This window comes from Woeseia oceani (genome assembly GCF_001677435.1).
Lineage (GTDB): Bacteria > Pseudomonadota > Gammaproteobacteria > Steroidobacterales > Woeseiaceae > Woeseia > Woeseia oceani.
The window spans coordinates 2,522,876-2,542,332 of record NZ_CP016268.1; the positions used below are offsets into that span (position 1 = coordinate 2,522,876).

General features: G+C 57.1%; 17 protein-coding genes. 10 read left to right on the forward strand and 7 right to left on the reverse strand.

The window, feature by feature from the left end:
• Positions 1 to 71 precede the first annotated feature (71 nt).
• Together BA177_RS11415 and paaZ are read right to left on the reverse strand one after the other, a co-directional pair.
• Complete coding sequence (locus tag BA177_RS11415) at positions 72 to 3,515, reverse strand: pyruvate carboxylase (RefSeq protein WP_068616328.1); 3,444 nt, start codon at positions 3,513 to 3,515, stop codon at positions 72 to 74.
• Positions 3,516 to 3,882: 367 nt separating this feature from the next.
• Positions 3,883 to 5,937, reverse strand: coding sequence for a phenylacetic acid degradation bifunctional protein PaaZ (paaZ, locus tag BA177_RS11425; protein ID WP_068616331.1), 2,055 nt, complete (start codon positions 5,935 to 5,937; stop codon positions 3,883 to 3,885).
• 109 nt (positions 5,938 to 6,046) lie between these two features.
• On the opposite strand from paaZ, the gene paaX reads away from it, so the two are divergent.
• The 8 genes from paaX to pcaF all read left to right on the forward strand — a co-directional run bounded on the left by paaX (position 6,047) and on the right by pcaF (position 12,400).
• On the forward strand, positions 6,047 to 7,021 hold the full coding sequence (paaX, locus tag BA177_RS11430) for a phenylacetic acid degradation operon negative regulatory protein PaaX (protein ID WP_068616332.1): 975 nt from the start codon (positions 6,047 to 6,049) through the stop codon (positions 7,019 to 7,021).
• Positions 7,022 to 7,025: 4 nt separating this feature from the next.
• Positions 7,026 to 7,466 carry a hydroxyphenylacetyl-CoA thioesterase PaaI gene (paaI, locus tag BA177_RS11435; RefSeq protein ID WP_068616333.1) on the forward strand — a complete coding sequence of 147 codons (441 nt, stop codon included), beginning with the start codon at positions 7,026 to 7,028 and terminating at the stop codon, positions 7,464 to 7,466.
• A gap of 94 nt (positions 7,467 to 7,560) precedes the next feature.
• A complete protein-coding gene (paaA, locus tag BA177_RS11440; protein ID WP_068616335.1) occupies positions 7,561 to 8,547 on the forward strand; it encodes a 1,2-phenylacetyl-CoA epoxidase subunit PaaA in 987 nt (328 codons plus the stop codon).
• Between the two features lie 16 nt (positions 8,548 to 8,563).
• On the forward strand, positions 8,564 to 8,851 hold the full coding sequence (paaB, locus tag BA177_RS11445; RefSeq protein ID WP_068616337.1) for a 1,2-phenylacetyl-CoA epoxidase subunit PaaB: 288 nt from the start codon (positions 8,564 to 8,566) through the stop codon (positions 8,849 to 8,851).
• Complete coding sequence (paaC, locus tag BA177_RS11450; RefSeq protein ID WP_068616338.1) at positions 8,848 to 9,603, forward strand: 1,2-phenylacetyl-CoA epoxidase subunit PaaC; 756 nt, start codon at positions 8,848 to 8,850, stop codon at positions 9,601 to 9,603. The genes paaB and paaC overlap by 4 nt, the downstream gene beginning before the upstream one ends.
• Complete coding sequence (gene paaD, locus BA177_RS11455) at positions 9,597 to 10,076, forward strand: 1,2-phenylacetyl-CoA epoxidase subunit PaaD (RefSeq protein WP_156762792.1); 480 nt, start codon at positions 9,597 to 9,599, stop codon at positions 10,074 to 10,076. Before paaC ends, paaD begins: the two co-directional genes overlap by 7 nt.
• A gap of 9 nt (positions 10,077 to 10,085) precedes the next feature.
• Positions 10,086 to 11,159: a 2Fe-2S iron-sulfur cluster-binding protein gene (locus BA177_RS11460; protein ID WP_068616342.1), complete on the forward strand. Its 1,074-nt coding sequence runs from the start codon at positions 10,086 to 10,088 to the stop codon at positions 11,157 to 11,159.
• Between the two features lie 38 nt (positions 11,160 to 11,197).
• A complete protein-coding gene (gene pcaF / locus BA177_RS11465) occupies positions 11,198 to 12,400 on the forward strand; it encodes a 3-oxoadipyl-CoA thiolase (RefSeq protein WP_068616344.1) in 1,203 nt (400 codons plus the stop codon).
• Between the two features lie 127 nt (positions 12,401 to 12,527).
• On the opposite strand, the gene BA177_RS11470 is transcribed toward pcaF, so the two are convergent.
• Positions 12,528 to 12,776 carry an EF-hand domain-containing protein gene (locus BA177_RS11470; protein WP_068616345.1) on the reverse strand — a complete coding sequence of 83 codons (249 nt, stop codon included), beginning with the start codon at positions 12,774 to 12,776 and terminating at the stop codon, positions 12,528 to 12,530.
• A gap of 68 nt (positions 12,777 to 12,844) precedes the next feature.
• Here BA177_RS11470 and BA177_RS18785 point away from each other — a divergent pair, with 68 nt between their 5' ends.
• On the forward strand, positions 12,845 to 13,027 hold the full coding sequence (locus BA177_RS18785; RefSeq protein WP_197492996.1) for a hypothetical protein: 183 nt from the start codon (positions 12,845 to 12,847) through the stop codon (positions 13,025 to 13,027).
• Between the two features lie 131 nt (positions 13,028 to 13,158).
• Here BA177_RS18785 and dgcA read toward each other — a convergent pair whose 3' ends face one another.
• Genes dgcA through purU form a run of 3 tightly spaced genes read right to left on the reverse strand, consistent with a single transcriptional unit; the run spans position 13,159 to position 16,083 of the window.
• The gene (gene dgcA, locus BA177_RS11480; protein ID WP_068616349.1) at positions 13,159 to 14,136 is read right to left on the reverse strand and encodes an N-acetyl-D-Glu racemase DgcA; all 978 of its coding nucleotides are present in this window, start codon (positions 14,134 to 14,136) and stop codon (positions 13,159 to 13,161) included.
• 8 nt (positions 14,137 to 14,144) lie between these two features.
• On the reverse strand, positions 14,145 to 15,167 hold the full coding sequence (locus BA177_RS11485) for a DUF1611 domain-containing protein (protein WP_068616351.1): 1,023 nt from the start codon (positions 15,165 to 15,167) through the stop codon (positions 14,145 to 14,147).
• A 46-nt stretch (positions 15,168 to 15,213) separates the two neighbouring features.
• Positions 15,214 to 16,083, reverse strand: a complete 870-nt coding sequence (gene purU / locus BA177_RS11490; RefSeq protein WP_068616353.1) for a formyltetrahydrofolate deformylase — start codon at positions 16,081 to 16,083, stop codon at positions 15,214 to 15,216.
• Positions 16,084 to 16,684: 601 nt separating this feature from the next.
• Here purU and BA177_RS11495 point away from each other — a divergent pair.
• The gene (locus BA177_RS11495; RefSeq protein ID WP_068616355.1) at positions 16,685 to 18,910 is read left to right on the forward strand and encodes an NADP-dependent isocitrate dehydrogenase; all 2,226 of its coding nucleotides are present in this window, start codon (positions 16,685 to 16,687) and stop codon (positions 18,908 to 18,910) included.
• 8 nt (positions 18,911 to 18,918) lie between these two features.
• Here the strand turns inward: BA177_RS11495 and BA177_RS11500 are convergent, their stop codons facing one another.
• Positions 18,919 to 19,395 carry a PaaI family thioesterase gene (locus tag BA177_RS11500; protein ID WP_068616357.1) on the reverse strand — a complete coding sequence of 159 codons (477 nt, stop codon included), beginning with the start codon at positions 19,393 to 19,395 and terminating at the stop codon, positions 18,919 to 18,921.
• Positions 19,396 to 19,457: the final 62 nt, after the last annotated feature.

Consider the following 19,457-nt stretch of genomic DNA (forward strand, 5'->3'; position numbering starts at 1 on the left):
AAACTGCACTAACAATTTTCATAGTAACTTCTAACGTTGCGCCCGCTACCTGCGAGCCAATTGATGAAACACTAGTCGAGTTCGACCAACAGATCCTTGGCATCCACCTGAGTTCCAACGGCAACGACAATACGCTTGACCTTTCCATCCCGATCAGCCGATACCGCGGTTTCCATCTTCATGGCTTCCATGGTCAGCAAGGCATCGCCTCGCTTCACCTTTTGCCCTACTTCTACAGCTATGGTGGTTACCAGGCCCGGCATTGGCGCCGCCACGTGAGCAGAGTTATTTCGATCCGCTTTCTCCAACGTAAGCTCGGGTCTTGCGAGCTTGCGATCAAGTACGCGTACCGAACTTGGCTGGCCATTGATTTCAAAAAACAAACGACGATAGCCGTGCTCGTTCGGTTCAGTTGACGTCAGGTAATGTATGACCACCTGCCGGCCACCCTCCATCGTGACCGTCAGTTCTTCACGGGGCTCCATTCCATAATAGTAAACATGCGTCGGCAAGACACTCACATCGCCAAAGACATCGCGGTGATTGCGGAATTCTTCAAAAACCTTGGGGTACATCAGGTGCGATGCGAGGTCGTATTTACTGACCGGTGTGCGCCCTGCCTTGTTTAGCGAGGCGTGCTCTTTATCCAGATCCACACTCTCGAGTTGGCTCCCGGGTCGAACAGTAATTGGCTGCCGGCCCCGCAAGACTTTCTTTTGCAACGCCGGCGGAAAGCCGCCCGGCGGTTGTCCCAAATCGCCTGCGAAAAAAGACACCACAGACTCTGGGAAAGCGATTTCTTTGTCAGGGTTTACGACATCGTCAATCGTAATACCGGCAGTAACCATCATGAGGGCCATATCGCCGACCACCTTCGATGACGGTGTCACTTTAACAATGTCGCCGAACGCCAGATTCACGTCGGCATACGCACGAGCGACTTCGTGCCAACGCCGCCCTATCCCCAGCGACTCCGCCTGTTCCTTCAGGTTGGTGAACTGACCACCAGGCATTTCGTGCAAATACACTTCGGACGCACCGGAACGTACATCCGGCTCAAATGCTGCATATTGGCCGCGTACTTCCTCCCAATAGTCGCTGATACGCCGGATCGCGTTCAGATCCAGTCCACAGTCCTTGTCAGAATTTTGCAGTGTTGCGACAAGCGAACCGAGGTTCGGTTGCGAGGTCAAGCCACTCATCGAGTCCATCGCGGCATCGAAAGCATCCACGCCCGCCTCCACTGCAGCGAGAATACTTGCCGCGGCCGCACCACTCGTGTCATGCGTATGGAAATGGATGGGCAGTGAGACTTCTTCTTTCAAGGTTCGCACCAGCAAACTCGCCGCTGCAGGTTTGAGCAGGCCGGCCATGTCCTTGATGCCGAGTATGTGAGCTCCAGCCGCTTCCAGTTGCTTGGCCATCGTCACGTAGTACTTCAAATCGTACTTGGAGCGACCAGGATCGAGCATGTCACCCGTATAGCAAATGGCGGCTTCCGCCAGTTTGCCGCTTTCCGCGACCGTATCAATTGCCAGACGCATGTTCTCGACCCAGTTCAGGCAGTCAAAGATACGAAATACGTCAACGCCGGCTGCAGCCGATTGCGCGATGAAATAGCGCACGACGTTATCCGGATAGTTTCGGTAGCCAACACCGTTCGAAGACCGCAACAGCATTTGCTGCATCAGGTTCGGCATTGCTTCCGACAAGTCAGACAGACGTTGCCACGGGTCCTCATTCAGAAAGCGCATGGCGACATCAAACGTCGCGCCACCCCAGCTCTCGACCGAGAACAGATTCGGCAGCCATTGTGAGTAATGCGGCGCGATTCGTAACATGTCGGCGGTACGAAAACGGGTCGCCAGCAACGACTGATGCGCATCCCGAAACGTCGTATCGGTAATCTGCGGTACGGGTTGCGCTTTGAGCCAGCCGGCAACGGCACTGGCACCGTCTTTCTGCAACATCTGTCGCAAGCCGTCGGGTCGTTCGCCGCGCACGATCGCTGGTGGCAGCGGCGTGCGGCGTACTCGAGGTTCCGGACGCCCTTGAACCTGTGCATTGCCATTGACGATGACATCGGCAATGAACTCGGTGAGCAAACCGCCATTGCTCTTGCGTCGCGGCAATCGCAGCAGCTCCGGCGTATCGTCAATAAAACGCGTGTTGTAGTCACCGCCGACAAACTGGGGGTGAGAAATCAGCCCAAGCAAGAATGTCAGATTGGTCTCTACTCCCCGGACCTTGAACTCGCTGAGTGCGCGACTCATACGCGCGATCGCTTCATCATCCGAATAACCAGACGCCGTCACTTTGACGAGCAAGCTATCGTAGTGACGCGTGATATCGGCACCGGAATACGCCGTACCCGCATCAAGGCGAATTCCGGGCCCGGCAGGACTACGGTACGCAATGATGTGGCCATAGTCCGGAATGAAGTTGTTGTGCGGATCTTCGGTAGTCACACGGCATTGCACGGCTGACCCCACCCGGGAAATTCCGGGCTGCGCCGGAATACCTGACTCCGCCACATCGCCAATACGCGCACCAGCCGCAATGCGTATTTGTGACTTGACGATATCCAGCCCGGTAATTTGTTCCGTTACCGTGTGTTCAACCTGGACTCGCGGATTCACCTCAATGAAGTGGAAGCGCCCGGTATCCATGTCCTGCAGGAATTCAACTGTCCCTGCATTGGAATACTTCACGGAGTGCGCCAAGCGCAACGCAGCCGCACAGATCTCACTGCGCTGCTCCTCGTTCAGGTACGGCGCGGGCGCTCGTTCAACCACTTTCTGGTGGCGGCGTTGTACTGAACAGTCGCGTTCAAACAGGTGCACGACGTTGCCATGCTGATCACCAATGATCTGAACTTCGACATGTCGGGCATTCCGCACCAGCTTTTCGACATACACTTCGTCGTTACCGAAGGCAGACTTCGCTTCACGCTTGGCCATCTCGAGCTGATCTCGCAACTCTGCCGCATTTTCCAACACGCGCATGCCGCGGCCACCGCCACCCCAACTGGCTTTCAGCATGACAGGGAAGCCTATCGCGTTGACCACCTCCAGTGCCGCGGCCGGATCCGCCGGCAAAGGATCGCTGGCTGGCATGACCGGCACGTCGGCGGCAACCGCCAACGCACGGGCCTCAACCTTGTTACCCAGGCGCCGCATGACATCAGGCGACGGACCGATGAAAGTGATGCCGTGCTCCGCGCAGCGTTCGGCGAAATCCGGATTCTCGGACAAAAAGCCGTATCCGGGATGAATCGCATCACAGCCAGTCTGCACTGCGACCCGCAGGATATCTTCAATATCCAGATAGGCTTCCAGCGGGGATTTGCCAACACCTATGCAATAGGCCTCTTCGGACTTGAATCGATGCAATGTCAGCCGGTCTTCCGTTGAATAAACGGCAACGCTGGGAATATTGAGTTCACGCGCTGCGCGCATGATGCGGATAGCAATCTCGCTACGGTTCGCAACGAGAATTTTCTTGAATTTTTTCACTGACTCGACCTGCCGATGTTATGCCTGAACTTGCTGTAAAAGCGTTGCGTGCCGCCGGCACGCAACGGGTGCGGCCGGATTCGGGCGCCGCTACGTTAGCATATCTGGCAAATTCGTCCCGGCAAGCCGCTGGCTCGCCATGACAAAGGACCGAGTGAAGTTTTGCCCGAGGGCGGCAGCGCACGCTGCCATTTGCGGCGGACCGTACGGGGCGCCGCTGGTGGTCAGGGGAAGGACCAGGATTAGCCTGCTGGCCGCTGCTTACAGCGGCCAGCAGGCTGATAAGAACCTGATAAGCAAGAAATTGCCGGTCCGGTCGTAGTGCGCCGCCGGGCGGGCCGTAGCCGCCGGGCGCTGGCCCGTTGCTTCAGGCGCTCTCGATTTCCTGCATGGTTTCGGCCGAGGCAACCATGGTCAGGACATCGTAGGTTGCGACGATTTCATCGTCCTGATTGATGACTTCGGTATCCCAGTACACTTCGCCGTAGCCACTGGCTTCGCGCCACTTTTTCTGCTTGCAAGTCAGGCGGACCTTGAGCGTATCGCCCGGATTGACCGGCGCCGCGAAACGCAGATTGTCCACACCGTAATTCGCGAGTACCGGACCTGGTGCCGGGTCCACAAACAGGCCGGCAGCCGCCGAAACAATGAAATAGCCGTGCGCAACACGCCCCTCGAAGAACGGGTTGCGTGCCGCATCAGGTTCGCTCATGTGCGCGTAGAACTTGTCGCCACTTAGCTCGGCGAACTTCTCAATATCGTCGAGAGTGATCGTTCTCGCGGCAGTATGCACGGTTTCGCCAATCTGCAGCTCTTCGAAGGTCTTGCGGAACGGATGAACACCGTCGCTGATTTCCCTGGCACCGCGTATCCATTGGTTGGAAATTGCCGACAAGGTGGATGGCGATCCCTGCAAGGCGGTGCGCTGCATGTAATGCAGCACACCACGAATTCCACCGAGTTCCTCACCACCACCGGCACGACCCGGACCACCGTGCACAAGGTGCGGCAATGGTGAACCATGGCCGGTGGACTCAGCGGCGCAGTCTCGATTGATGGTCATAATACGACCGTGATAGGCCGCACAATCCAGAACCAGTTCACGCGCCACTGCATTATCGTTTGTGAACAGTGAACAGACGAGACTGCCACCGCCCTTGCGCACCAGCTCTGCCGCACTTTCCAGGTCACGGTACGGAAGCACCGTAGCCACCGGACCGAAAGCTTCAACGCTGTGCGGCGTCGTGGCCGACATAGGATCGGCGCATTCGAGCAATACCGGTGCAAAGTATGCGCCTTTCTTGATGTCGCCATCGGCGACTGCAAAGTTATCCAGCGAACCATGGACGATAGTGCCGTCCTTCTGCAAATCGGCAATGCGCTCCATGACTTCTTCGCGTTGTCCCTGGCTCACCAGCGCACCCATGTCCATCTCCGGGTTTGCGGGATTGCCGACTTTGATCGCAGCCAGTCGCTCTGACAATCGGCGTACCACATCAGCGCTATGCTGTTCCGGCACGATAATGCGGCGGATTGCCGTGCATTTCTGGCCGGCTTTGGTCGTCATCTCTTTGACGACCTCATCTATATAGAGATCAAATTCCGGCGTACCTGCGCCTGCGTCAGGCCCCAGCACAGAGCAGTTAAGTGAATCCGTTTCAGCCGTAAAGCGAACACTTTGCTCCATTACATTCGGATGCTTGCGCAGATAGTCTGCCGTGCCTTTCGAGCCCGTGAAGGCAATCACATCCTGGCAATCGAGCCGATCCAGCAAGTCACCAACACTGCCGCAAACGAGCTGCACAGCGCCCGGTGGCAGCACGTTGGCCTCGATCATTTTGCGTACGACCAGTTCCGTCAAATACGCGGTGCTGGTCGCCGGTTTGATGATAACCGGCATACCGGCCAACAACGTTGGCGCCAGCTTTTCGAGCATGCCCCAGCAAGGGAAGTTGAATGCGTTGATCTGTACCGCAACGCCGCGACGAGGTACAAAAATATGCTGCCCGGTAAACGTACCCTGCCTGGAAATAACTTCTGCAGGGCCATCAACCAGCACATGGTCGTTCGGCAATTCCCGGCGTCCCTTGCTCGAATAAACGAACATGGTCGCGATCCCACCGTCGATATCGATCCACGAATCAGACTTCGTCGCACCGGTTTGAGTCGATAGAGCATAAAGCTCTTTCTTGCACTCGTTGAGGTGTAACGCCAGTGCCTTCAACATCAAAGCACGCTGATGAAAGGTCATCGCTCTGAGCGCTGGACCACCTTTCTGACGCGCATACTGGAGCATTGCACCAAAGTCGAGTCCGGCACTGCTGGCCGAAGCAATCGGCTCTCCGTCGACAGCGCTACGCAACAAAACGCCATCGTCGCTACCCGTTACCCACTGGTTCTCTGCGTAACACCCGAGCTTCATGCACCACTCCTGTTATGAAACAAATTTTTGGAAAATGTTATATAATTAGTATCATATCGAACTGCGCGTGTACAACAACACAATAATAATGAGAAAGACGCACAGCCAAATGACCAACAGGCGCTCTCACCGCACCGACTTTACTCTCGCCTGCAAGCGACTGGTCCGTCGATTCGAGCAGCAGAAGCCTATACGCGCGAGCTCACTCGTGATCAGTGTTTTCGGCGACTCCATTGCTGTGCACGGCGGGTCTGTCTGGCTCGGCAACCTGATCCAGGCATTACAACGCTTTGGCGTTAACCAACGATTAGTGCGCACCTCGGTGTTTCGACTGGTTAAAGATGGCTGGCTGGACTCTGAACAACTCGGCCGGCGCAGCTACTACCGCCTTACCGCCAGCGGTCGTCACCGGTTTGATCAAGCCAGCAAGCGCATCTATGCCGAACCACACCAGGCCTGGCCTGGTACGTGGTACCTGGTAATGACCGGGGCACTGACTACCACGGAACGCGATACGCTGCGGAAAGAGCTGGGCTGGCTTGGCTTTGCGCCTTTCTCGACCTGTGTGTTTGCGCACCCCGCTCCCGATCTGGGCGCAGTAAAGGAATGCCTTGCTGCCGCGGGCTGCAGTGATCGCGTTATGTTGATGGAATCCCGTGTGACCAATGAACGGCAACAGTCACAACTGAAAAAACAAGTACATGCGGCCTGGTCGCTGGACGCAATTGCCAGCCGCTACCGCAAGTTTCTTAAGGATTTTCAACCTGTCTATGCGAGTGTTTGTAATCAGAAAGAACCACTGGATCCCGAACTGTGCTTCCAGGTCCGGACCTTGTTAATTCACGAATACCGCAAAATACACCTGCGCGACCCTTTGTTACCCGACGCGCTGTTGCCCCGCCGCTGGGATGGCGCAGCCGCGTACCAACTGTGCCGAAATCTGTACAGTACGGTGGCTGCCCCCGCTGAACCCTATCTCGTTTCGGAAATGGAAACCGCCGATGGACCGTTGCCCGCTGCTGATGCACACTTTTACCAACGTTTCGGCGGCCTGAAAGCTGATAATGTACACTCACGGAGCTGACAGCATGTCTGATGACGCCGCAATAGCGCTCGCTGGTGAATGTGCCACTCACATGTTTGCCTGTGACCCGGCCACTCAAGGTTTGGGTATCGAAATAGCCGCGGTACAGCCCGGTTACGCCGAAGCGCGCATGACCGTTCGAGAGGACATGCTGAACGGCCACGGCAGCTGTCACGGCGGTTTCATCTTTTCGCTGGCTGACTCAGCTTTCGCCTTCGCCTGCAATACGTACAACAACATTACCGTTGCTTCCGGTGCGAGCATCGAGTTTTTGTCGCCAGCCTACGAGGGTGAACACCTGCTGGCCATCGCCAAAGAACAGGTGCGCGGCCGCCGGCGGGGGGTTTACGATGTGGAGGTAGTTACTGAAGGCGGCAGGAAAATCGGCCTCTTTCGTGGCCACTCGCACGCAAGGAACGAACCCTTGCTGCCAGAACGGGACTGAACGGTCTTTCCAGGCACGCATTATCTGATACAGTTTTGTTTGAGATTCTGATTTTTTTGTTTCATAATTGCCGGCCAGCATTCAGGAGAACAGCATGTACACGCAAGGCCTCGACCAACAAAGCGACCCCGTCGCTCAGCCAGTGGACGGAGCGGCACGCATGGTTGCTTTCCAACAGCGTGTCGACGCCGAAGAGAAGGTCGAACCCAAAGACTGGATGCCGGAAGCCTACCGAAAAACGCTGATCCGACAAATATCGCAACATGCGCACTCCGAGATTGTTGGCATGTTGCCGGAGGGTAACTGGATTACGCGCGCGCCGAGCCTGCGCCGAAAAGCCATTCTGCTCGCGAAAGTGCAGGACGAAGCAGGTCACGGACTCTACTTGTACAGCGCCGCGGAAACGCTTGGCGTATCGCGCGACGAACTTACCGAGCAACTGCTCAGTGGCAAAGCCAAATACTCCAGCATTTTTAACTACCCCACCCTGACCTGGGCCGATATCGGCGCCGTAGGCTGGTTGGTGGACGGTGCTGCGATAATGAACCAGATCCCGCTGTGCCGCTGTTCGTACGGCCCCTACGCACGCGCGATGGTCAAAGTCTGTAAAGAAGAGAGTTTCCATCAGCGCCAGGGCTTCGAAATCATGTTGAGTCTCAGCCGTGGCAATGCCGAGCAAAAGCGCATGGCGCAGGACGCACTGAACCGCTGGTGGTGGCCTGCACTTATGATGTTTGGTCCCAGCGACGCGGACTCCGAACACAGTGCACAGTCGATGGCCTGGAAAATCAAACGATTCAGTAATGACGAGCTGCGCCAGAAGTTCGTTGATGCCTCTGTACCGCAGGCGGAACACCTCGGCCTGCGTATCCCGGACGACGATCTGCAGTGGGACGAGGAGGCAGGACATTATCGCTTCGGCGAAATAAACTGGCAGGAGTTTTTCGATGTATTAGCCGGCAACGGCCCGTGCAATCGCGAACGACTGAATCGACGCAAAGAGGCGCACGCGAATGGCGCCTGGGTTCGCGAAGCAGCACGCGCCTATGCCGCCAAACAAGCAGCTCGCAAAGCTGCCTGAATTACAGGAAAGAGAAATGAGTCAACAGGAATGGCCGCTGTACGAAGTCTTTATCCGCGCCAAGGCCGGGCTTAGCCACCGGCACGTCGGCAGTTTGCATGCGGCTGACAAAGCAATGGCGCTTGATCACGCCCGCGACCTGTACACGCGACGCAGCGAAGGGGTAAGCATCTGGGTCGTTGCTTCGACAGACATAACGGCTTCTGATCCGGCGGACTCTTCGGCACTTTTCGAACCGGCGGAAGACAAAATTTACCGCCACCCGACTTTTTACGAAGTCCCGGACGGAATTGAAAACCTGTGAGCACGAAGCCGCATTTCGAATACCTGCTGAGACTGGGCGACAACGCCCTGGTTTCCGGTCAACGTCTGGGCGAGTTGGTAACCCGCGCGCCTGAACTCGAAGAAGAGATGGCGTTGGCGAATTTCGCGCTGGACTGCGTCGGTCAGGCGCGGATGTTTTATACCTACGCTGCCGAAATCGAAGGTCAGGGGCGTGACGAAGATCAATTGGCGTTTTTGCGCGACCAAATCGATTTTCGCAACCTTCTCCTAGTCGAACAGCCCAATGGTGATTTTGCCTGCACGATCGCCCGCCAGTTCCTGTTTCTAAGCGCCTACCAGATTCAGCTGGACGAATTGACCCGTTCTTCGGACAAACGCATTGCCGAGATCGCCGCGCGCGCCGTCAAGGAAGTTGCTTATCAGTTGCGTCATACGCGGCAGTGGCTGATACGTCTTGGTGACGGCACGGACGAGAGCCATGACCGAATGCAGAAAGCGATCGATGACCTGTGGCGGTTCACCGGGGAAATGTTCATCGCAGACGAAATCGACGAATGGGCCGCTGCCGAGAATGTCGGCCCGAATCCGGCAGCGCTGCAGGCGCCGTGGAATGATTTCGTTCAACAAGCGCTGCAGGAGGCAACCTTGACAAGGCCTCAGGATGCCTGGATGGATACCGGTGGCAAGCATGGCAGACACACGGAGCACCTGGGCTATCTGCTGGCTGAAATGCAATATATGCAGCGGGCCTACCCAGGTGCAGCGTGGTAATTGCGGACGTCTATAAGCTACTTAGCGAAGTACCCGATCCCGAGATTCCAATCCTGAGTATTGCCGATCTCGGCATCGTTCGTGACGTTGTTATCGATGGCGAAAAAGTCACCGTAACCCTGACACCGACCTACTCCGCTTGCCCTGCTACCGAAGTTATCGAAGCCAGCGTTTACGAACACTTGCGGGCCAATGGCATTACCGACGTTCACGTACACCGTGCATTGTCACCGCCCTGGACCACAGACTGGATCAGCGCTGAAGGTCGAAGAAAGCTTGCCGAATACGGCATTGCCCCACCAGCCGGCAGTACCGCCAAGAAATCATTGCGCGGTGATGACTTACGAATCGCCTGTCCGCGGTGCCACAGCACAAATTCTGTCAAAGTCAGCGAATTTGGATCCACCCCCTGCAAAGCAGCGTACAAGTGCGGCGACTGCCTGGAGCCGTTCGAGTACTTCAAATGTATCTGAGAATAAAACATGCGTAAGTACTATCCCGCGACCGTTGTAAGCAAGACTGCAACGGCCAATGATGCCATTTGTATTGAACTGTCGGTCCCCGACGAAGTGCGTGCGGACTTTCGCTATCAGCAAGGTCAACACCTGCCCGTTCGCGCCGTCATTGGCAAGAACGACGTGCGCCGCACGTACTCGATTTGCAGCAGCGTTGGTGAAGACACGTTGCGGATCGGGGTGCGAGTGCAACCAGATGGCATATTCTCCAATTACCTGGCGGATGAAGTGCAGCCTGAGGGCACGCTGGAAATCATGCCGCCGTCCGGCCACTTCTACACCGAACTCAAGCCAGACCAATCCAAGGTCTATGCTGCTTTTGTAGCCGGCAGCGGTATTACGCCCGTTCTTTCGATAGCAAAGACTGTGCTTGAAACCGAGGCGCAAAGCCGCTTTGTTATTTTCTACGGCAATCGCAGTCGCGCGACGACGATGTTCATGGAAGATTTGTGGGCGCTCAAAAATCAATACCCAGCTCGGGTATCCCTGCACTTCATAATGAGTCAGGAACCCAGTGAGGTGGAGTTGTACCAGGGTCGACTGGACGGTGAAAAAGTGCAGGCATTGCATGCCGCGTTCCTCGAACAAAGCCGACCCGATGACATCTTCATATGCGGCCCGAACGCAATGATCGACGCAGTAAGCGACGCTCTGCACTCGCTGAACTACCCGCAAGAAAAGGTGCATGCCGAACGGTTCAGAGCAATTCTTCGCGAGCCGCTACCAGCCTCACCAAGGCGGCAAGAAGTACCAGCCGATGGTATAGAAGTTCAGGTAGTGCTCGACGGTCACCGACAGAAGTTCCACATGAAAGGCGATGAACCGTCCATCCTCGACGCCGCTGCCGACGCAGGGCTCGACCTCCCCTATTCGTGCAAGGGCGGCGTATGCTCCACCTGTCGGGTGAAGCTCAGCAAGGGCGAAGTCGAAATGGCAATCAACTACTCCCTGGAACCGTGGGAAGTTGAGCAAGGGTTTATACTCACCTGCCAATCCATGCCGCTGACCGATTCCGTAGAACTGGATTACGATCAGGCCTGAGCAGACCGTTCTTCACTATCAAACTCAAGGAATCACCCATGTCAGACGCATTCATCTGCGATGCCGTACGTACTCCCATTGGCCGTTACGGGGGAGCCCTGTCGAGTGTGCGCGCCGACGACCTCGGTGCAATTCCCATTCGCGCCCTTGTCGCCCGCAACCAAAACATTGACCCCGCCTTGATCGACGACGTCCTGTATGGCTGCGCCAATCAGGCTGGAGAAGACAACCGCAACGTCGCCCGCATGTCCACGTTGCTGGCCGGGTTACCACACAACGTACCCGGCGTAACGCTTAATCGCCTGTGCGGATCCGGTATGGACGCCGTCGCCATGGCGGCGCGCACGATCAAATGCGGTGAAGCCGGCCTGCTGATCGCCGGCGGCGTGGAATCGATGTCACGAGCACCATTCGTACAACCGAAAGCCAGCAGCCCATTCAGCCGCAACGCGGAAATATATGACACAACAATCGGCTGGCGCTTCGTCAATCCCCTGCTGAAAAAGCAGTACGGAGTCGATTCGATGCCGGAGACTGGCGAGAACGTCGCCGAACAATTCAAAGTGAGCCGTGCAGATCAGGACGCGTTCGCCCTGCGCAGTCAGCAGAAGACGGCGGCTGCTCGTGCCCGAGGCTTTTTTGATACCGAGATTATTCCTGTTGAAGTTCCGCAGCGGAAAGCAGACCCGCTGTTGGTAACCCAGGACGAACACCCCCGGGAAACGTCACTCGACAAGCTCGCCAGCTTGGGAACCCCATTCCGCGAAAACGGTACGGTTTCCGCAGGGAACGCCTCGGGTGTGAACGACGGCGCGTGTGCATTGTTGCTGGCCTCCGCCGACTCGGTGAAAAACTTTGGACTGACACCGCTTGCGCGCGTCGTAACGTCGGCTGTGGCGGGTGTTGAACCGCGAATCATGGGTATCGGCCCTGGACCAGCCAGTCAGAAAGCGCTCGCGCAAGCCGGGCTGACGATCGAACAAATGGACACGATCGAACTCAATGAAGCATTCGCTTCGCAATCGTTGGCTGTCCTGCGGATGCTCGGACTGGATGATGACGCTGCGCACGTCAACCCTAACGGTGGCGCAATCGCACTGGGCCACCCGCTCGGCATGTCCGGTGCACGCCTGATCACGACAGCTGCCTATCAACTGAAAGCCAGCGGTGGACGCTACGCGCTGTGCACGATGTGCATCGGTGTCGGCCAAGGCATCGCAACCATTATCGAAGCGGTTTGAATTTACAGCTCGACAACGACGCCGGCACCTGGCGTTGACCGCAAACTGCCGTTGCGATCCCGTAGTGGCTTGCGCAAGATAGAAAAAGGCCCCGATACCGGGGCCTTTTTCGTTAGCAGAAGATCAGTTATTCCGCTTCTTCCATTTCATCCTTGAGCGTATCGAACTCGCTTGGTGTCAGGAAGCCGTTCTGATCCGCATCCGCATTGCTAAAGTGCGCAACCAGCTCGCGATCAACTGAAGCTTCGGTTTGGGTGATGACGCCATCCTTGTTGGTGTCGATCTCGCTGAATGACTTCGCTTCCTTTGAATCGCCGGCAAAGGCCATACCCGTTGCCAGAGTCAGTGCGCCAATCGTCACAAGTATTTTCTTCATCGCTCTCTCCTTCCAGCATTAGACAATCGCGACATTGCTTGTCGCGCACCAAGGAAAATGCAATCGTCATGCCAGACGATGAAGTATCAGTCGCTCTCTCGATTGCGAACCGTGAAACGCCCGGCACCCGGGCGCCACAGACAGCGACGTTTCACAACAGCGACAACGCGCGTACCGGGTACTTGGCGGGCAATGGCGTTAACCGTCGCAATTCGCCTACGGTCGACCACGGCGTGGTCATAAGTAATTGATTTTAATAATTTTTACCTGACGCCAATTGGCGACGGCCCAGGCAAACAACACGCGAAACAACTGACTTCCAAGACAATTTCCGAATCGCGTTGCGTGACCGCACAGGCATGCACGGCCAGCAAAATGGCGACTAACCCCATAAATCCCTGTCGAACACAGCCACTTCGCCGGCCTTGTAACGCAAGCCGTGTATACGGTCTTCTTTCATCAACAGGGGGCCGTCAATATCGACAAAATCACACAACTGGGCAATCACGAAGGATGGAGCCATGCTGAGCGATGTGCCGAGCATGTTGCCGACCATCAACTTGCAGCCTGCCTCGCGTGCCGCCCTGGCCAGCCGCAGCGCTTCCGTCAAGCCGCCGGTCTTGTCCAGCTTGATGTTGATCATGTCGTAACGTCTGGCAGCCGTTTCCAGTTCGCTGCAATCCTGGCAAGACTCGTCGGCAGCGAGTGTCACCGGCGAATTGAAGCCATCCAGCTGTTCGTCCTGCCCTCTTGGCAGCGGTTGTTCGACCATGTCGATCTCAAGCTCCACACAACGCGGCAATAATTCGCACAGCAACTCAAACGTCCAGCCCTGATTCGCATCCACAACGATGCGCGCATCGGGTCTTGCGGCGCGTATTGCCGCAAGTCGTTCATAAGGCTGTTTGTTGTCGAGCTTGACCTTCAATACCGGGTATTCTGCAGCACCGGCCGCTTTGGCCGCCATTGCCTCGGCGGTCTCCTCAATACCAATGGTGAAAACAGTCGTTACCGGTTGCGGCTCAATACCGGTCAAGGTCCAGATAGTTTGTCCGCTGCTCTTCGCCTCGAGGTCCCACAAGGCACAATCTATAGCGTTTCGCGCACCCCCGCTGGGCAGGCGCGTTTGCAACTCCTCACGGCTCACGCCGGCACGCACGTCATCGGCAACGGAATTGATCTGCGCGACAATCGTGTCGGCTGTTTCTCCCAGGTACGAAACGCCTTGCGCTTCACCTCGGCCAATATAATCACCATCCTGTAACTCAACGGTGATGCAGGTCGAGTGACGCCATTCTTCGCCGGTAATCCGAAAAGGCTGGCGGAGTTCCCAGTCTTCGACTTTGAGCTTGATATCCATAAGTTGTCTCAGGAACTCAGCATGTTGTTGACAATGGCCTGCATGCCTTCAACCAGTGGGTCGACACAGGGCAAACCGGTTTCTGCGCTCAATGCGGCCAGCCATCCCTCGCGCTCGGCAGCCGGCAGAGACGACGTGTTGACGCTGACACCGACACACCGTATTGACGGGTTGGTCAGTTTGCCGTTCAAAAGATTCAACGCAATGCACTCGGCAATGCCGGGCAACGTGAAGCCATCCCACTCATCAATTTCAGTTCGGCCTGCTTCGTGACACAACACAATGGCATCGGGTTGCGAACCGTGCAGCAAACCAAGACTGACCGCAGCATAGCCTGGGTGAAATAACGAACCCTGGCCTTCAATTACGTCCCAATGGTCAGCTTCGTTATCGGGCGACAACAACTCTGCCGCGCCGGACACGAAGTCCGAAACCACGGCATCAATAGGTATGCCGCTACCCGCAATCATGATTCCTGTTTGGCCAGTGGCCCGAAAGGTGGATTTGATGCCGGCCCCTCGCAACGCCTGATCCAGCGCCAGCGCTGAGTACTTTTTGCCGACGGCGCAATCCGTGCCGACCATCAGCACACGCTTGCCACTGCGCTTCCTGCCCGTCCCTACCGGCAACTTCCGCGGTGGAACCCGGACATCTATGAGTCGGGCGCCGGAGACATTGGCGGCCTCGACAATCGCGGGATAGTCCTGCAAACGAATATGCAGGCCGCATACGATATCGAGACCCGCCGCAGCGGCTTCCTCGATGACCGCCCACCAGCTTTCCGGGATTTCGCCGCCGACCGGTGCAACACCAATGACCAGACTGGCAGCGCCCGCGGCCTTGGCCTCCTGCACTGTAAGATCGGGCACCCCCATATCGACGGGGCAACCGGCAAAGCGCAATTGTCCCGCAACCTGATCCCGGCGCCACTGCACGATGCCGAAGCCGGTCTTGGCATACAGAGGATCGTGAACATCGCCTATCATGATGAGATAGGGGGCGCGCATATCAACGACTGTAGATTCGATCATAGAGGTAACTCAATTCTGAACTGGCTGCTGACAGAAACACGAACAATCAGGACCGCAACACTACCGTGCGGCTTCCACTCGGAAAGATGCGGTGTTCCGCGAACCAGCGAACCGCTCGGGTGAACACGACGCTTTCCAGATCATGACCTATTTTGGCCAGCTCGTCAGGCCCCATGGTGTGGTCAACCCGCTCAACGCCCTGTTCGATTATCGGGCCTTCGTCCAGATCCGTCGTCACGAAGTGTGCCGTCGCGCCAATGATCTTTACACCGCGTTCGTGAGCCTGATGGTAAGGTTTTGCACCTTTGAATCCCGGCAAGAACGAGTGGTGAATGTTAATCGCCCGCCCCGCCAAGGTCTCACAGGCGTCAGCAGAAAGAATCTGCATGTACCGCGCGAGGGCCAACAGGTCAGCTCCGGTGCTCGCGAACAGCTCCAGTATCTGGCGCTCCTGCGCCGCCTTGTCACCCGGCGTAACGGGCAGATAGTGGTAGGGCAGCTTGTACCATTCCGTGAGAGAACGCATGTCCGGATGGTTCGACACCACACCGACGATATCGATAGGCAGCGAGCCAATACTCCAGCGATGCAGCAGATTGTTCAGTACGTGCCCCTGCTTCGACACGGCCAGCAACACGCGGCAACGTTGTTCGGCGTCGTACAGATGCCAGTCCATGTCGAACTGCTCTGCTATCACCGCGAAACGATCGGCTAACGTCTCTCGGCTGGCGAGCGCGGATCCGGAAAAGGATGCCCGCATGAAAGAGCGCTCTGTCCAGCGGTCGACGAAATGCGCGGTCTCGGTAATGGATCCGCCACTGTCGGCGATGAAACCCGTGATGGCCGCCACGATGCCACCACGGTCCGGACACGACATACTCAGGACCAGCGAACGCGGATGTTGGTTATCTTGCATGGCAACTGGCCCTCCACAGGGCGAATCTGTTGTTCGTAATGTGTTTGCACGCTGTGCGAATGCCATTCGGCCTGCGTACGGCTGCACTTGCTGTCAGTATGCCGTCGCCGGACGCTGCCACGCCGGACGAACGGTAACTGCTGAAACTCTTTTCCGAAATGGCCCCCAACTTGCGCAGAACTTCGCACAGTTGCCTGCTCGCACCGAATACGGATGCCGCATACCTGTATCGCGAACAACCGCGCTCACAAAGATGGCCGGACTCGCGAATTCTGCCCGGTCTTGCTTCGAAATGTCGAGCCGGAGTCCGGGTGATGAAACGCGATGGCCAGCCCACGAAGATAAAACATTGCCTGTTGATCGTTGTTGACGACTGTCGATCCATTGATCGCGGATCACGACCGACCTCCTGCGCGCTGCGCCGGGCTTGCCAGTTTTTGCCCCTTGCCCCAATCCTACGTAAACTCCCGGGTTCGCCGGGTGCCCTGGCGCTGCTAACTCGCCCCGCAATACCGGCTGGCAACGCAGGCTCCGGGCTGGGCTCAACAACGAAATATCAGCTATTGCCGCATCGATACGGTGCGGAACGCCAGGAGCACGCATGACCATTGCCAAGATTATCTACACCGAAACCGACGAAGCACCCGCACTTGCCACGTACTCATTGCTGCCTATCGTTGCGGCTTTCGCCAGCACCGCAGGCGTCAACCTGGAAACCCGCGACATTTCCCTGGCAGGTCGCATCCTGGCGAACTTTCCGGAACGACTGGCGCACGAGCAGACTCAGGCAGACGCTCTGGCCGAGCTCGGTGAACTCGCGAAGACGCCAGAGGCCAATATCATCAAGCTGCCGAATATCAGCGCATCCATTCCCCAGCTGTCGGCAGCCATACGCGAGCTGCAAGCACAGGGCTTTGACGTCCCGGATTACCCTGAAGAACCCAGGAATGATCAGGAACGGGCGATCAAAGCGCGCTACGGCAAAGTGCTCGGTAGTGCAGTAAACCCCGTGCTGCGCGAAGGCAATTCGGATCGCCGGGTTGCAACCGCCGTCAAGGAGTTTGCGAAGCGACACCCGCACTCCATGGGCGCCTGGAGCAAGGATTCGAAATCGCGTATTGCGCACATGCAGGACGGCGACTATTACAGCAGCGAAGCCTCCGCAGTTATTGCCAAAGCCGGTACCGTCCGCATCGAGCTCGTCGCCACCGACAACAACGTCACCGTGCTGAAAGAATCAACGGCCGTGCAAGAGGGCGAGGTTATCGACGCCTCGGTCATGAGTTGTTCAGCACTGCGCGCGTTCTTCGCCGAGCAGGTGCAACGGGCCGCCGACGAGAACGTACTGCTCTCGCTGCACTTGAAAGCAACCATGATGAAAGTATCCGACCCGATCATGTTTGGCCATGCAGTAACGGTTTTCTACGCACCGGTATTCGAGAAGTACGCAGACCTGTTCACGAAGATTGGCGTTGACCCGAACAACGGTGTTGGCGATCTGTACAGCAGCATTGCGGAACTGCCCGCTGAACAGCGTTCCGCGATCGAAGCCGACATTGACGCGCTGTACGCGAAGCGGCCTGCCCTCGCGATGGTTGATTCCGATAAAGGAATCACCAACCTGCACGTCCCCAGCGACGTGATCATTGATGCCTCCATGCCCGCCGCCATCCGCTCGTCCGGCAAAATGTGGGGCCCGGACGGAAAACTTGGCGACACTCTTGCCATGATCCCCGACCGCAGCTACGCGGGTATTTATCAGGCCGTGATTGATTTCTGTCGCGAGCACGGTGCGTTCGACCCCACCACAATGGGCAATGTCGCCAACGTCGGCCTGATGGCACAAAAGGCCGAAGAGTACGGTTCGCATGACAAGACCTTCGAGATACCGGCCAATGGCACAGTCCGGGTTGTCGATGACAATGGCGCGACTTTGCTGGAACACGCAGTTGAACAGGGCGATATCTGGCGCATGTGCCAAACCCGTGATCTGCCGATCCGTGACTGGGTGCGACTCGCCGTCAGCCGTGCCAAGGCGACTGGAAACCCTGCTGTATTCTGGCTCGATGACCAGCGGGCACACGATCGCGCATTGATTGCGAAAGTTAACGAATACCTGCAAGACCATGACACCGCCGGGCTCGACATCCTGATCAAGTCGCCGATGGAGGCAATGCATTACACGCTGCAACGGGTCAAAGCCGGCGAAGACACTATCTCAGTGACCGGCAACGTCCTGCGCGACTATTTGACGGACTTGTTCCCGATCCTGGAACTTGGCACCAGCGCGAAGATGTTGTCCATCGTACCCCTGCTCGCCGGCGGCGGCCTGTTCGAAACCGGTGCCGGCGGTTCGGCACCGAAACACGTGCAGCAGTTCCTGGAAGAAGGGCATTTGCGCTGGGATTCACTCGGCGAGTTTCTGGCATTGGCCGTGTCACTTGAAGACATCGCCGAAAAGACAGCGAACAAAGCGGCCACCGTGCTCGCCAACGCATTGCATGCGGCCAACAGCCAATTCCTGCTGAACAACAAGTCTCCATCGCGGAAAGTTGGCGAAATAGACAGCCGCGGCAGTCATTTCTACCTTGCACTCTATTGGGCTCAGGCCCTGGCGGAGCAAGACGAAGACCAGGCCCTCAAAGCGCGCTTCGCGCCGATTGCGAGTCAGCTAACGGCGAAGGAATCGCAAATTGTGGATGAACTCAACGCGGCGCAAGGCAAGCCCGTTGATATCTGGGGCTACTACCACCCGGACCGCACCCGGGTAAGCGCCGCCATGCGCCCGAGCCGCACCCTGAACGGAATCATTGACGCCATAAGCTGAGCAACGGGTTAGTCGTTGTGGTCCAGCATGCCCGCTGGCATCAGGACCGCAACGACCTTCCCGCTCGCACATTGCACCCCGTTGGCACTCAACTTGATGTCGACCACCACCTTTCGATCCTTGACGTCAATAGCCATCGCGGCAAGTTCCAGTTCGGGACCGAGTGGCGTTGGCTTGAGGTAATCCACTTTCAGCGAAGCGGTAACGAACCGCGGTACAGGCCCGTCGCCGAGTTCGCGATTCTGCGACTGGCACAAGGCAGCAGCGGCAGTCGCCGTGCCATGACAGTCGATCAACGAGGCGATCAGGCCGCCGTAGACAAAGCCCGGCACAGCGACATATTTGGCATCAGGGGTGAAACGTGCCGTCGATGCGCCCCCGTTCCAGTAACTTTTCAGCTGATGGCCGGACTGGTTGCTGTACCCGCACCCATAACAATGGCTGCTGCTTTCGGCGTAGTGATCCTGTATGGCTTTGCCGCTCATGTAATATCCTCGTGCCGCAACCGGACACGCGATTGTACAAGACCGGCGGACTCCTGCTGAGC